General features: G+C 39.6%; 11 protein-coding genes. 7 read left to right on the top strand and 4 right to left on the bottom strand.

Annotated elements, in window-relative coordinates; all coding sequences use genetic code 11:
• The first annotated feature begins 134 nt into the window (after nt 1-134).
• Nucleotides 135-974 (top strand): 23S rRNA (adenine(2030)-N(6))-methyltransferase RlmJ, encoded by an 840-nt coding sequence (locus PVK63_RS17465; RefSeq protein WP_130087946.1) that lies wholly within the window; start codon nt 135-137, stop codon nt 972-974.
• A 193-nt stretch (nt 975-1,167) separates the two neighbouring features.
• Entirely contained in the window at nt 1,168-2,523 is a 1,356-nt protein-coding gene (gene gorA / locus PVK63_RS17460; protein WP_130087947.1) for a glutathione-disulfide reductase, read from the top strand.
• A gap of 107 nt (nt 2,524-2,630) precedes the next feature.
• Here gorA and PVK63_RS17455 read toward each other — a convergent pair whose 3' ends face one another.
• The 4 genes from PVK63_RS17455 to PVK63_RS17440 form a co-directional block, all read right to left on the bottom strand.
• Entirely contained in the window at nt 2,631-3,359 is a 729-nt protein-coding gene (locus tag PVK63_RS17455) for a DsbA family protein (protein ID WP_130087948.1), read from the bottom strand.
• A gap of 23 nt (nt 3,360-3,382) precedes the next feature.
• Nucleotides 3,383-3,886 (bottom strand): protein disulfide oxidoreductase, encoded by a 504-nt coding sequence (locus tag PVK63_RS17450; RefSeq protein ID WP_165371229.1) that lies wholly within the window; start codon nt 3,884-3,886, stop codon nt 3,383-3,385.
• Complete coding sequence (locus tag PVK63_RS17445) at nt 3,886-5,982, bottom strand: protein-disulfide reductase DsbD family protein (RefSeq protein WP_130087949.1); 2,097 nt, start codon at nt 5,980-5,982, stop codon at nt 3,886-3,888. The genes PVK63_RS17450 and PVK63_RS17445 overlap by 1 nt, the downstream gene beginning before the upstream one ends.
• Nucleotides 5,983-6,506: 524 nt before the next feature.
• The gene (locus tag PVK63_RS17440) at nt 6,507-7,097 is read right to left on the bottom strand and encodes a hypothetical protein (RefSeq protein ID WP_130048583.1); all 591 of its coding nucleotides are present in this window, start codon (nt 7,095-7,097) and stop codon (nt 6,507-6,509) included.
• A gap of 239 nt (nt 7,098-7,336) precedes the next feature.
• On the opposite strand from PVK63_RS17440, the gene PVK63_RS17435 reads away from it, so the two are divergent.
• The 5 genes from PVK63_RS17435 to PVK63_RS17415 are packed head-to-tail and all read left to right on the top strand — an operon-like array spanning nt 7,337 to nt 12,922.
• The gene (locus PVK63_RS17435) at nt 7,337-7,900 is read left to right on the top strand and encodes an outer membrane beta-barrel protein (protein WP_130048584.1); all 564 of its coding nucleotides are present in this window, start codon (nt 7,337-7,339) and stop codon (nt 7,898-7,900) included.
• A 22-nt stretch (nt 7,901-7,922) separates the two neighbouring features.
• Nucleotides 7,923-9,263: a serine/threonine protein kinase gene (locus PVK63_RS17430; RefSeq protein WP_130087951.1), complete on the top strand. Its 1,341-nt coding sequence runs from the start codon at nt 7,923-7,925 to the stop codon at nt 9,261-9,263.
• A 3-nt stretch (nt 9,264-9,266) separates the two neighbouring features.
• The gene (locus tag PVK63_RS17425) at nt 9,267-10,703 is read left to right on the top strand and encodes a chromosome partitioning protein ParA (protein WP_242511090.1); all 1,437 of its coding nucleotides are present in this window, start codon (nt 9,267-9,269) and stop codon (nt 10,701-10,703) included.
• A complete protein-coding gene (locus PVK63_RS17420) occupies nt 10,703-11,269 on the top strand; it encodes an ECF-type sigma factor (protein WP_130087952.1) in 567 nt (188 codons plus the stop codon). The genes PVK63_RS17425 and PVK63_RS17420 overlap by 1 nt, the downstream gene beginning before the upstream one ends.
• 48 nt (nt 11,270-11,317) lie before the next feature.
• Nucleotides 11,318-12,922, top strand: coding sequence for a hypothetical protein (locus PVK63_RS17415; protein ID WP_130087953.1), 1,605 nt, complete (start codon nt 11,318-11,320; stop codon nt 12,920-12,922).
• The last annotated feature ends 8 nt before the right edge of the window (nt 12,923-12,930 follow it).

The raw sequence follows: 12,930 nt of genomic DNA, 5'->3' as shown, positions 1-12,930 counted from the left end.
TTTCGTTTTTAGGATCGGCTTATCCCTTAAAGATGGTGCTTAATGGATAAAATTTCAATGGCTGGTACAAGAGTACACACATTGAGCGATAAACTTGGGTATAATCATGTGATTCCAATAGTGAGAGTTCATCCATGCTAAGTTATCGTCACAGTTTTCATGCAGGCAACCATGCCGATGTGGTTAAGCACATTGTTCAAAGTCTTATCCTTAATTCATTAACGCAAAAAGATAAGCCATTTGTTTATCACGACACCCACTCAGGGGTTGGTCGTTACGATTTAACGCATGAATGGTCTGAAAAAACCGGCGAATACAAGCAAGGTATCGCTCGTCTTTGGGAGCAAACTGACCTTCCTGAAGAGATCACAAGCTACCTAAATGCCATCACTGAATTAAACGACGGTGAAGAACTGCGTTACTACCCAGGTTCACCTCGCGTTGGTCGTGCTCACCTGCGTCGTCAAGATCGCATGGTATTAACCGAGCTCCACCCTGCCGATCACCCTCTGCTTGAGCAAGAGTTTCACCGTGATCGCCAAGTGTCTATTTATAAAGAAGACGGTTTTGCACGACTAAAAGCAAGTCTTCCACCAAAAGAGCGCAGAGGATTAGTCTTAATCGACCCACCTTATGAGCTTGCAAAAGAATATTACGATGTAGTTAACGCTATTGGCCAAAGCCACAAACGTTGGGCAACAGGTATTTACGCGATTTGGTATCCAGTCGTTAACCGTCATGACATCGACGATATGATTAAGGGCCTTAAAAAATTAGACATCCGTAATATTCTACAAATTGAGTTGGGGGTTTCTGCGGATACTAACGAGCGTGGTATGACTGCATCTGGCATGATCGTGATTAACCCACCGTGGAAATTAGAAAGCCAAATGAAAGAAATTTTGCCTTTCTTGAAAGAAGCAATTGCACCAGCAACAGGTCACTTTAAAGTCGAGTGGATTGTTCCAGAGTAAAAAAATAAGGGTTCAGGCCGGTCGCAAGCTCCCTCAAAGGATTCAGGAAAAAGATAGCATTGCTCAGTTTTATCTCCTTCCTGAAACCTGCAAGCGAAGCGACCTGAAACCTCGTAGACCTTGAAAAAGAAAAATTTGGTCGCATTTCATACATAGTATGTAAAAGAATTAAAAATTTATTGGAGAGAAAGTAATGGCTACGCATTTTGATTATATCTGTATCGGCGGTGGTTCTGGCGGTATCGCATCAGCAAACCGTGCGGCTATGCACGGCGCAAAAGTTGCTCTTATCGAAGCACAAGATCTTGGCGGTACGTGTGTAAACGTAGGTTGTGTTCCTAAAAAAGTAATGTGGCACGGCGCTCAAGTTGCTGAAGCGATTAACTTATACGCTGAAGATTACGGCTTTGATGTTGAACTGAAACAATTCAACTGGGGCAAAATGATTGAAAGCCGCCAAGCGTACATTGGTCGTATTCATGAATCTTACGATCGCGTTCTTGGTAACAATAAAATCAATGTAATTAAAGGCTTTGCAAAGTTTGTTGATGCAAAAACCGTTGAAGTGAATGGTGAACACTACACAGCAGATCATATCCTTATTGCTGTTGGCGGCCGTCCATCAATCCCAAATATTCCAGGTGCTGAGCACGGTATCGATTCAAACGGTTTCTTTGAACTGATGGAGCAACCAAAACGTGTTGCTGTTATTGGTGCAGGTTACATCGCAGTTGAAATCGCGGGTGTTCTTCACTCTCTAGGCACTGAAACTCACCTGTTCTGCCGTAAAGAATCTCCTCTTCGTAGCTTTGACCCAATGATCATCGATACGTTGGTTGAAGTAATGAATACTGAAGGTCCAACACTTCATACTCACTCGGTACCAAAAGAAGTGGTTAAAGAAGCCGATGGTAGCCTAACGCTTCACCTAGAAAACGGTGAAACACAAAACGTTGATACCCTAATTTGGGCAATTGGTCGCCACCCTGCGACTGACGCTATCAACCTAGAAAAAACAGGCGTAGCTACTAACGATCGCGGTTACATCAAGGTTGATGAATACCAAGAGACTAACGTGAAAGGCATCTATTGTGTAGGTGATATCATGGAAGGCGGCATTGAGCTAACGCCTATCGCAGTTAAAGCGGGTCGTTTACTGTCTGAGCGTCTATTCAACGGTCAAACAAACGCAAAAATGGACTACACATTAGTTCCTACTGTTGTGTTTAGCCACCCACCAATTGGCACGATTGGTCTAACTGAACAAGAAGCTGACGAGCAATACGGCAAAGACAACGTAAAAGTGTACACATCAGGCTTCACAGCAATGTACACAGCGGTAACTAAGCACCGTCAGCCTTGTAAGATGAAGCTAGTATGTGCGGGCGAAGACGAGAAAGTTGTTGGCCTACACGGTATCGGTTTTACGGTTGATGAAATGATCCAAGGTTTTGCAGTAGCAATGAAGATGGGCGCAACTAAGGCTGATTTCGATGCCGTTGTCGCTATCCACCCAACAGGTTCTGAAGAATTTGTTACCATGAGATAGTCTATTTTTAGACTGTTTTAACGATAAAAAAACGCCGCCAATGGTTAATATTGGCGGCGTTTTTGTTTTATTGAGTCACGTTTAATTCAATTAGACAGTTAGTGGCATTACTTACCCGACTTTTCTGCGATTTTAGCTTCAACCATGGGTGCTAATTTTTCATAAGGTAAATAGCCCGGAAGAAGTTGACCATCGATCAACATAGCAGGGGTTCCTCGCACGCCTAAATCCGTAAATAATTGGTAGTTCTTCGCTACCATATCTTGAACTTCGTCATTCGTTGATACGTACTTTTCCGCATCATTTGCTTTTGCGACCTTCATGATAGAGCGCATATTGTGAATTCCCGGTTTACTTAATAAAGTCTCATTGACCTTATTGAATTTATCAGGGCTTTCTTTCCATACTCTTAATGCAAAAGTTGCCGAGTTAGCCGGATTTGAACCTTCTTTAAGCGGCACATAAATATTTATCACTTTAAGATCATCGGGATGCTCTTCGACCAACTTCATTAATACTGGGTCTAATTTTTTACACCAAGGACAACTTAAATCCGTTAGTACAACAATGGTTAATTTAGGATCTTTCGCACCAAACCACGGTAGATTTGGGTTGTTGTACATATAGTCATGATAATCTGCCAGTGTCTGCTCATACTTCCCCTGTTGAACAATATACATAGCTAAACTTTCATGAAGACTATCAATGATTGCAGGATTACCTTTAAGCATCTCATTGATATCTTGAATTTTCTCCGACTGAGTCATTGCAGAAGCAAGAGGAGAAAATAAGCATGCCATTACCAGTGTTGTGATTAATTTCGTTTTAAATTTCATTTTTATTGTCCGTATATATTTGTTTAGATAAGCCATAAGCGAGCAAGTAATCCCATCGGAGTTGTTATCCCCGTGGTGATGTTTTTTATCTCGCCTTTATCAATAATGACGATGGTTGGGGTCACTCTAATGCCCCATTCTCTTGAAATATTGCCGCGCGTATCATTAATATTTTTAAAGGTATATTCGTGAGTTCTCATATAACCAGAAACTCTTCTGTCCTCTCCAGAACTCGTACTCACGCCAACAACTTGATAAGCATCGCTGAACCAATTAATGGTTGGCGTTACAAATCGACACGCTGCACACCACGTCGCCCAAAAATAGACCACCACAGGTTTTTCTTGGCTCATCGCAATAACATCTATCGACTCTCCTGTTGTGCTAATCCCTGCGACTGCAGGAGTTGCATTAACAGGCATATCCTTGGTTCTCCACGCATCAACAGCAAAGCTAAAAATAATAATCACCAGAAGGTAAATCAGTGTCTCTTTACCCCAGCGCTTCATTTTTTGTTTTTTCCCCATTACAGTTTATTTCCTGCTTTTTTAATCGCATCCATAACGGCTTTTTCATTCAAAATAACCGGAAGTTCGATGCCGTTTGGCGCACTAGGGCCATAAACCACGTTAAATGGCACTCCAAATCGTCCATGTTCTTGTAAGTAAGAGGTGATTTTTTCACTCGGAACCGTCCAGTCTCCCTGCATAGGTACAACATTGGCGCTGTTTAACTCGCTATAAACCGGCTCTTGAAGCAATACACCGATTTTGTTTGCCTTACAGGTCACACACCAATCAGCAGTAACATCGACAAAGACCACTTTTCCTTCATCCACATATTGCTGAATAGATTCACTCGACAGCGGAACCCATTTAGGCTCTTGAGGCAGTAGATCAGTTGACGTCATGCTGTCTATCACGGTGCCAAAGCCAAATGCGATCGCAAACAAAATACTCAGCCACCCCGCCGCTTTCTTACTATGCACTTGAACCGTCCGCAGCAAAATTGCACCACCTGCTATCACGGCAATGGCATAAACCCAAAATTCAGAGAGATGATTAGAAAGCAAGTTCAGTAACCAAATGCTAGTAATGAGCATCATTGCACCAAAGAGATACTTCACCTTGCTCATCCATGGGCCGGGTTTAGGCAATGAAAGAGCAATCGATGGGAAGAGGGCAACCAATATCCATGGTAGAGCCATACCAAGCGCTAACGCAGTAAAAATGCCGTACATGGTTGGGATGTTTGTTGCTAAAGCAAAAGCAACCGCAGTTCCTAAGAAAGGTGCGGAGCAAGGGGTAGAAAGTAAGGTGGCAAACATACCTTGAATGAAATGACCAAAGTACGAGTTGTTTCCTTTTGATGCGATCCAAGTGTTGGTGTTTGATGATAATCGGATTTCAAACAAGCTCAGCATATTGGCACCGAACAATGCCGTAATAAGCGTCATGACTCCAATAAACCATGCACTCTGAAATTGAATGCCCCACCCAATTGCATTACCCGATAATTTGAGCGCAACTAAAAAAGAAGCAAGAAGCCAAAACGAAAAAATAATCCCACTTGCAGAGGCTAAAAACTGCAATTTAATCTGTTTTTTCTCAAGACCTTGGGCTGAGATAACACTACTTAATTTCATTCCCAACACAGGGAAAACACATGGCATTACGTTTAAAAGTAAACCTCCAAATAAAGCAAATAGAATCATTTTTACGATGGATTGGAATCCATTACTGCTTGTGATCATTCCATCGCGAATACTTGCAGGTTGTTCAGCAATGAATTCCTTATCTTTTAAGGTAACACTGATATTTTCACCGATTAGATTAGGAGTTCCCATCCAACTGCTGACATCGAATGTTGCGGTGATATCATCACCATCCACATCAATCTTTGGACGAGAGAAATTATCATCCTGCATTTCATCGGAAGGGCCATCAACCAAGACATCAGGCGCAATCCACCCCATGTTTTTGGTTGCTGTAACCTGAAGCTGCATTTTTGTGGCATCCCACACCGCTTTTACATCACTGATCAATGCCGATTCTTTTGGAACCTGACTTAGCCCTTGGGCATAAACGTGCATCGCTTCTTTGGAAAGCGTTAGATCGGTAGGAGTGAACGTAAGTTCAAATGGATAGTCAGTCAGTACGCAGATAGTAGTACAAGATGACAAGGTGAGATCAGCCTTAAAGGTAACAGGCTTATTGAGATCATCAATATGAAGTGTCATAGGGAAAATCACACTTCCCTTATAGCCTAGGGTTTCAATCCCAAGTAAATCGAAGCGTTTCGGATATGGCCAATACCAATCGATACTGCGAATGTTTTGAGAATCTTCCCACGTCATGCTCGGGGCTATTCCCCCTTCTCCAGGACTTCTCCAATAGGTTTTCCAATCACCGGCAAGACGAACTTCTAAGAATCCGGCAACGGTTTGGTCTACTTTATTGATTTGCCCTGTAAGAACAAAACGCGTTTCAATCGGGGTATGATTTGGGTTTTTAAGCCATCCAGTATTCGGTGTTTCTGCTTGAGCAACGGATATAAATACGCTGCACAATACCGCAAATAGTCCAAATAAGACTATACGCACTGTCATTGCTGATTTTTGCATGTGTGTTTCCTTTAAAAATAAATATACGTCGAATGTCGATAAAACATTCGATTATTTATTCTCTAAAAACACATAACTTGAGGTGAAGCCGCCTTCCTTTATGAAGAATAGGCTCGGTAAATGAAGAGGTATAGCTGAATGATAAACACAGTCCTATTACGAGAAGAACCGTAAATATCTGTACAATAAGTGCATGTTCGCCAACTTGATGTTGTTCGAAATGGACTAAGTGCTCCGAAAGATCGCATTTGTCGGTTAGCCCATTTTTATCTTGTTGTTCTGCCTGTACTTGCTGTGCAGAATTAGATACTGACTCTCCTAACGGTAAAGAACACGAACTCAATAAACCAATATTATTTGCCGCACAGACAAAGATAACCCAACATACAAGAATGAGGGGCCATCTAAAAAAATCATGTCTGTGAAACGCAAATTTCATCAACTGGTTAACTACAAATAATAAAGAACGAGTGCAATTAGGACATACGCTCTTTTAAATAGTTTCCTAGTTTACCTATTTAAATTTAATGCGAGTGATCGTGATGATGGTGATGACCACAGCCACAAGTCGGTGCAGCGATCACACTTTGTAGGGGGTGAAACTCCATTTTTTCTTGCAGAGCTTCTGGTGTTAGTGAATTAATTAACTGCATGTTTTCCATATTTACGACATCTACATCGCCTAATTCACGCTGTGCTTTTGTTACCTCGATAAACTGACGGCTTAATGCTTCAGGTAACGTAAATTCACGAATCGCACATAATAAATTGGTTGCAGTATCTACAGCTATCATCGAAACAGACAATGTTTTATCTTCAGTCAATGTGAAGTAATCGTCAGGAATAGCCGCTGAGTTTAATTGCATCTCAAACGCTAAATCACCAAAGCTTGCCACAACCAAACAACCGCCATTATCAGAAGTAATGACACCAAGTTGCGCGCCAGTTTGACCTAAAATCGCCTGTTCATCAGCGGTGATATTACCAAGACCAACATAAAGCATATTTGGTAAATCATTACGGAACAACTCAAGCATTGCACCATCACCTTCTTGGAACGGGTGATCTGTAAACGTGTGTCCAACTTGAAATTGCGGAGTGTTGTGTTCAGCCATAATGATTACCTTCTATGCATTAACTCGATTTGATGAGACTAAGTGTAAGCTTTATTTGAAAAATGACTATCCCAGTAAAAAGCAAATGACTATTACGTGAGTGTAATAATTAAGGTAACTATCTAAAAATAAAGAAATTATGCAAGCTTTCAATATTCATACAATATAGTCACCTTTAAATTGACTTGGTAACCTAAAGATATAAAATATGCCAAACTTATAAAAAATACACTTCCTCAATGAATAAGTCAGCTTTTCGGCTAGCGACTCTCCTTATTGGATTATTAAGCACACCAACCTATGCAAATGACATCGGCCATCTTTATTTTGGTGCAGAGCTTAGTATCAACAATGAAACCAAATTAAATGGCTTTTTAGTTCCTCTTAGCGAAGTCTCCGACATTGGTTACAACGCTCATTTAGGTTTTCTATTTCATACACACGAATTAGTACACTTAGGTATTGAAGCAGAATATCGCCAACTGGGACAAAGTAATCATTCAAATGTAATGATTTACAAAGGGTCTGCCACTTTTATAAATATAAAACCTAAATTTGTTAATTCAAATACACAACTTTACTCAGCGGTATTACTAGGGATAGGGAAAGTGGATTCTCATTTTCAAACCTATGACGCAACAATGAACTATCGCAGCACTGGCTATCAGTACGGTATTGAAGTTGGCTATGATTTCAAATCAGGGATCTCTTCCTTCCTCGGGTATAAAGCACTAAAAATCGATGAAAAGATCATTGAATTAACCAGTGCTGGCCCTTATGCCGGAATGAGCTACTCATTTTAATACCATAATAATAAGAAAAAACATGGCTCTAGGTAGTACAGTAACAGATATTTTCTATCAATTAATGGATTATGACTCTGTACAAAAGCAAGACTATTTACAACAACTTAAAATCACCAACCCTGCACTCTATCAAGAATTATTACCCCTTCTTGACCAAGAAGGATCAGAGCAGGTAGCTGAACTGTTTCAATTTTCCATCCAAAAAACAGATCTTAATGATTGGGATTTTAGCAATCAAGTAGTTGATAAATACAAGCTTACTACTGAATTGGGCCGTGGCGGTATGGGAGTGGTTTATTCTGCGCATCGTGCTGATGACACCTTTGAGCAAGAATTAGCCATTAAATTCATTCAGCCTATGTTAAATAACGTATTAAGTAAGCATGCGCTTTTTGAAGAAGCGCAACTATTAGCACGCCTGAATCATCCTTATATTGCCAAGGTATTTGATGGTGGTCGATATGAAGAGTGTATCTATGTGGTTATGGAAAAGATTCATGGCTGCACATTAGATGCTTATCTTGCAAACACCATCCCATCGAAAAAACAAAAATTGACCTTATTTCAACGCATTTGTGAAGCGATTGAGCATGCACACCAACACCAAGTACTGCATGCGGATTTAAAGCCTGAAAATATTTTAATCGATGCACAACATGCACCCAAATTGATCGATTTCAACTTAACACAAAAAGTGCAACACCATTCAAACCCAGAGCATTCTGCGATACTGGCTTACAGTGCTGATTACGCCAGCCCAGAGCAAATGGCCGGAGATTATCTAACACAGCAGAGTGATGTCTTTTCTCTGGGTAAGATTTTAACCTTGTTGTTTCCAAATGAGCCACCACATTCCGATATTCTGACTGTACAGAACAAAGCAACCCAAAAAAAATTGGAATCGCGCTATATTTCTGTTTTTGAGTTACGCCAAGACATTACAAAAGTCATAGAATATCGACCGCTCGCTGAGAAAAAATCGATACCATTTTACACTTTACGCTGCCTGTTAAGACGCCGGCCGTTACAATCTTTTTTAGCGGCGACATTAATCGCATTAATCCTAAGTTTCTCTACAGTGCTCATTTTACAAAACCAAAAATTAGAACAAGAGAAACAAGTTGCCGAAAATATGATGTATGAGGTAACTCGTTTATTGTTTCATGCAAAAGGCACAGAAGCTGCACAGGTTTCTGTGGGATCAATCTTAGAACTGACTCGTCGCCGTATTCTATCAAATCCAGATTTGCCCACTCATATCAAACAAAAAATGTTACTAGCAATGATGACTCCCGTCCCCAAAAAAAATATGGAACAGCAAAGTAAAAAACAAAACAACCACTCATATTTAGAAGAATAAATCATGAAAAAAATGAAATGGATGCCATTTATACTCTTGAGTATCACGACTTCTAGTCATGCCAATTCAGGCATTAAGACCGGTTTTTTTATTGATTCACCTGTGACAGGCCTTTATTACGAGACCAGTTCTAATCTTTCCGGTGTTACTAGCAAGGGGGCTTTTGATTATCGCTCTGGTGATGTGGTGCGTTTTTTCTTAGGCAAAGACAATTCTGGATATTTAATTAGTACTCTATCCGCTCAAGAAGTGGTTACTCCAACTCTTGCCAGTACCACTCCGAGTAAGAGCATTAATCTTACACGTTTATTACTCTCATTAGACAGCACACCAAATAACCGTGATGAGATCACCTTAGCCAGTCGAGCATTATCCGATACGGATTTTCAACAACAACTAAAGCAGATAGATCTTTCTACGCTTGACCAGTCTGCACAACAATTAGATTTAGACCTCGTTTCTATCAAAGACGCGGTACATCACCTTAATCAAAGTCAAAGCTATATTGAAAAAAATTTCACCTCTAACGAAGTGATTTATCGCCCTTTAAATAAGCGGTTAGTCTCTGTTTATATTCAAAAACAAGACTGGAGAGGCCGTCGTTGCTATTACGACTTAAAATACAAAGATCACCCTAAATACTCACCACCATTAGGAAGAATAGAGTATTCGATCGGGACAGAATACCTCACACAATATCCAAGTATTGGAGATTACTTTAACGGTTGTCAGTTAATAAAAGAAAAAGCCTTATCTCATGATCAAATCCCAATCCAAAAAGCTTTGGGTTGGGGAGGCCTTATTGCTTGTTCCGTATCAGGTTGCACTCGTAGCGACCTGAATGGATTTAGTGTTGAGAATCGCCAAGATGAAGACAGTTGGAAGTATCGTTCTGTTGCTATGAACTTTGATCCTGAAACCCAACTATACATGAGTAAAACACAAGGATTAGGAAAGAGTGAACATATTCAATACCTAAATAAAGGCGAGTCATTTGGTTTTGTTTATGAAAAGACAAAAGGAAGTACTATCGCCTTCGAAGGTGTTTGGCAGCAGACTCAATATGAAGGAGAAAAAATAACGCAATCTTGTCTACTGATTGAAAATAAAAGAATACTGACCACCCAATCAAAAAAAGAAATTTGTTCTACGAATAAAACGTCATATACAAACGACGTAACCGAGCGGTATGGGGATATGTGGTGGGTACAAAACCCAGAACCTTATGCCGAATTAGAACAAATGAATTTACTTGTTCGTTGGCATGAAAAAGGAAAAAAACCACAGTACACCTCCTGGGAATACCTTCCTGCCGGTGCGACATGGGATAAAGGCTTACTTTATCGCTACCAACAAGAGAAGTACAGATACCCTAATGGGTCAGAAGAGATGAATACTTTCCGGATCTCCGAGTTTAGAAAAATAACAGGACGAACATAATGACAAACTCATCAGAATTAACTCAAATAATTCATCAGTGGCAATCAGGAAATAAAGAAGCAGAAAATCAATTATATCAATTTGCTTATTTACACTTGCGCCGCATCGCCAAGGAAGAACGTCTACGTAGTGCTGAAAAATACGGTGACAATAATCATGTCATCAATGACAGCATGAACAGCACAACGGCCTTAATTCATGATGCTTACATCAAATTATCCCATTCGGATTTGGAAGGTATAAGCTCAAAGCGTGAGTTTTTTCTCATGGTTGCTAAAATTATGCGTCAAATCCTGATCGATAATGCGCGTACTTTACAAGCCCAAAAACGCCAAAAGACCACCACTATAGAACAAGATAATGACCGCTTTGAGTTATTTGTCATCATGGATAAAGTGTTAGATAACTTTAGTATTCGATATCCTCGTCAATCGAACGTCATCAAACTCAAATATTTAATGGGCTTACACAATAAAGAAATTGGTTCACTCTTAGAGTGTAGCATTAGTTTGATTGAAAAAGATCTCAAATTCTCTCGTTGTTGGCTACAGTCAAGAATGGCATGAACCCATTACTTATCTCTTGTTGTATCTCTTACTTTTTAGGTCTTTAAAATGGCTGTTCGTTTTTCATTACCGTCTATCTATTGGGTTAGTTTTGCCATTGTTTCACTCACAAGCGGCTGTTTTTTTTATATGGGCCCGACGTCAATCACAGAAAAAAAACAAGAGACCAATGCAATTAAAAATGAAGAAAATCATAAAGATGAAGCCAGAAATTCCAACTGGCCTACTATAGGACAAGTACACTCAAGCTCTGATGGGATAATGACAAAAAAGAGAGAACAACAAACATCAACACGACTGCCTATTACTACCTCTATAAATAAAGACAATAAGAATAAGGTGCCACTAGCCTCGTTTTTAAGTGATGCTAATTCATCCACTACGATCTCAACACCATTAGAAAATAAACCATCTTTTTCACAAGAAAATCAAAAACCAGACATAAATGAAAATATACAACAACGCCTTCAAGAACACTTAAACCATTGGGAGTTTATTGAATCAACACCTGTAAATTATGTATTTAATTTTCATGGATTATTTATCGACGCCGAGAGAGATTTTATTACTACTCGTGTAACTTTTTTCTCTGAGGGCTTAAGCCTAAAAAACCGAGGAGCGCTGCTCATTACCGGAATACCAAAACCAAGTGAGAAACCAAGCACTCTTATTATCTCCGCCAGAGATGAACAACATGGCGATAATGAAGAGGCTTGGGTTCACGTTAATTTTGATCTTCCAATACTCGGTGACGCTCCAATCACAGAGAAAAAACATCCTCTTTTAGATCAAATATGGTACCGATTAGAAAGCAGTTATTTCTTTTTAGATGAAGGGTTTGAGTATGAAACTGTTTATTGTGAAGCGTTTAAGTTTAGCGATAATCAGGCTTATTATGCCAAAAGTACCACAAAGCAAACCTGCCCTGACGCTGAAAAATTACAACAAATTGGCACCTATCATTTAGAAGAAAAAACACTGGTAGTGACTAGTAACCGCTCTGTATTTGATAACAATTTAATTTGGGATATCAAACATTCATACCTATCAACAAAGGGGAAAGGAGAAAGCCATTTAACCACCGTGTCCAGTGGTAAACATGTTGAAACATATACGCTATTAAAAGACAAAATAGCAATGGAGAGTCGCTTAAACATCACTACCGGACAGGAACAATATCAAATGGAAAAATTTGAATATCTCTTGCCTATACGGAATAACCAAGGTACTCCCATACAAAATAAATACACTTATTTACCGGTCACAGCAGGTATCTACATTTTTGATAATAGGGTAATTGATTCACTCTATTATCAGGCAGACTCTGATCTAAACATTAACTCTCAAACTCATGATATGAAGTGTGAAGACATCACTTACTTTTATCAAAGTTCCACAATGGGAGGACAAGGGGGATTCAGTGAAATTATATCGACCTCAATCGATATTCAAAATAACCACCCCATTGAATGTGAAATGAGAACCGACACAAGCATCAACAAAACCTTTGCATATTTAGATTTAGATTACGACGACTACCATGAATTTGTAGAAGGTGAAGTGTACAGCTACATTCTCAAACCAAAACCTGAATACGCTCATATGGTAGAAGAGCTTAAATTAAATTTGATTTATCACGACCCAAATAAATAAGACTAATA

Origin of the sequence: Aliivibrio sp. S2TY2 (assembly GCF_028765525.1) — a bacterium.
GTDB lineage: Bacteria > Pseudomonadota > Gammaproteobacteria > Enterobacterales > Vibrionaceae > Aliivibrio > Aliivibrio finisterrensis_A.
The sequence above is the reverse complement of the archived record's forward strand: the minus strand, read 5'-3'. Positions and strand labels throughout refer to the sequence as shown.

Excerpts from the sequence above, each read along its gene's own strand:
- PVK63_RS17465 (WP_130087946.1), top strand. The coding sequence starts at position 135 with ATGCTAAGTTATCGTCACAGTTTTCATGCAGGCAACCATGCCGATGTG.
- PVK63_RS17415 (WP_130087953.1), top strand. The coding sequence starts at position 11,318 with ATGGCTGTTCGTTTTTCATTACCGTCTATCTATTGGGTTAGTTTTGCC.
- PVK63_RS17420 (WP_130087952.1), top strand. The coding sequence starts at position 10,703 with ATGACAAACTCATCAGAATTAACTCAAATAATTCATCAGTGGCAATCA.
- PVK63_RS17425 (WP_242511090.1), top strand. The coding sequence starts at position 9,267 with ATGAAAAAAATGAAATGGATGCCATTTATACTCTTGAGTATCACGACT.
- PVK63_RS17455 (WP_130087948.1), bottom strand. The coding sequence starts at position 3,359 with ATGAAATTTAAAACGAAATTAATCACAACACTGGTAATGGCATGCTTA.
- gorA (WP_130087947.1), top strand. The coding sequence starts at position 1,168 with ATGGCTACGCATTTTGATTATATCTGTATCGGCGGTGGTTCTGGCGGT.
- PVK63_RS17430 (WP_130087951.1), top strand. The coding sequence starts at position 7,923 with ATGGCTCTAGGTAGTACAGTAACAGATATTTTCTATCAATTAATGGAT.
- PVK63_RS17440 (WP_130048583.1), bottom strand. The coding sequence starts at position 7,097 with ATGGCTGAACACAACACTCCGCAATTTCAAGTTGGACACACGTTTACA.
- PVK63_RS17435 (WP_130048584.1), top strand. The coding sequence starts at position 7,337 with ATGAATAAGTCAGCTTTTCGGCTAGCGACTCTCCTTATTGGATTATTA.
- PVK63_RS17445 (WP_130087949.1), bottom strand. The coding sequence starts at position 5,982 with ATGCAAAAATCAGCAATGACAGTGCGTATAGTCTTATTTGGACTATTT.
- PVK63_RS17450 (WP_165371229.1), bottom strand. The coding sequence starts at position 3,886 with ATGGGGAAAAAACAAAAAATGAAGCGCTGGGGTAAAGAGACACTGATT.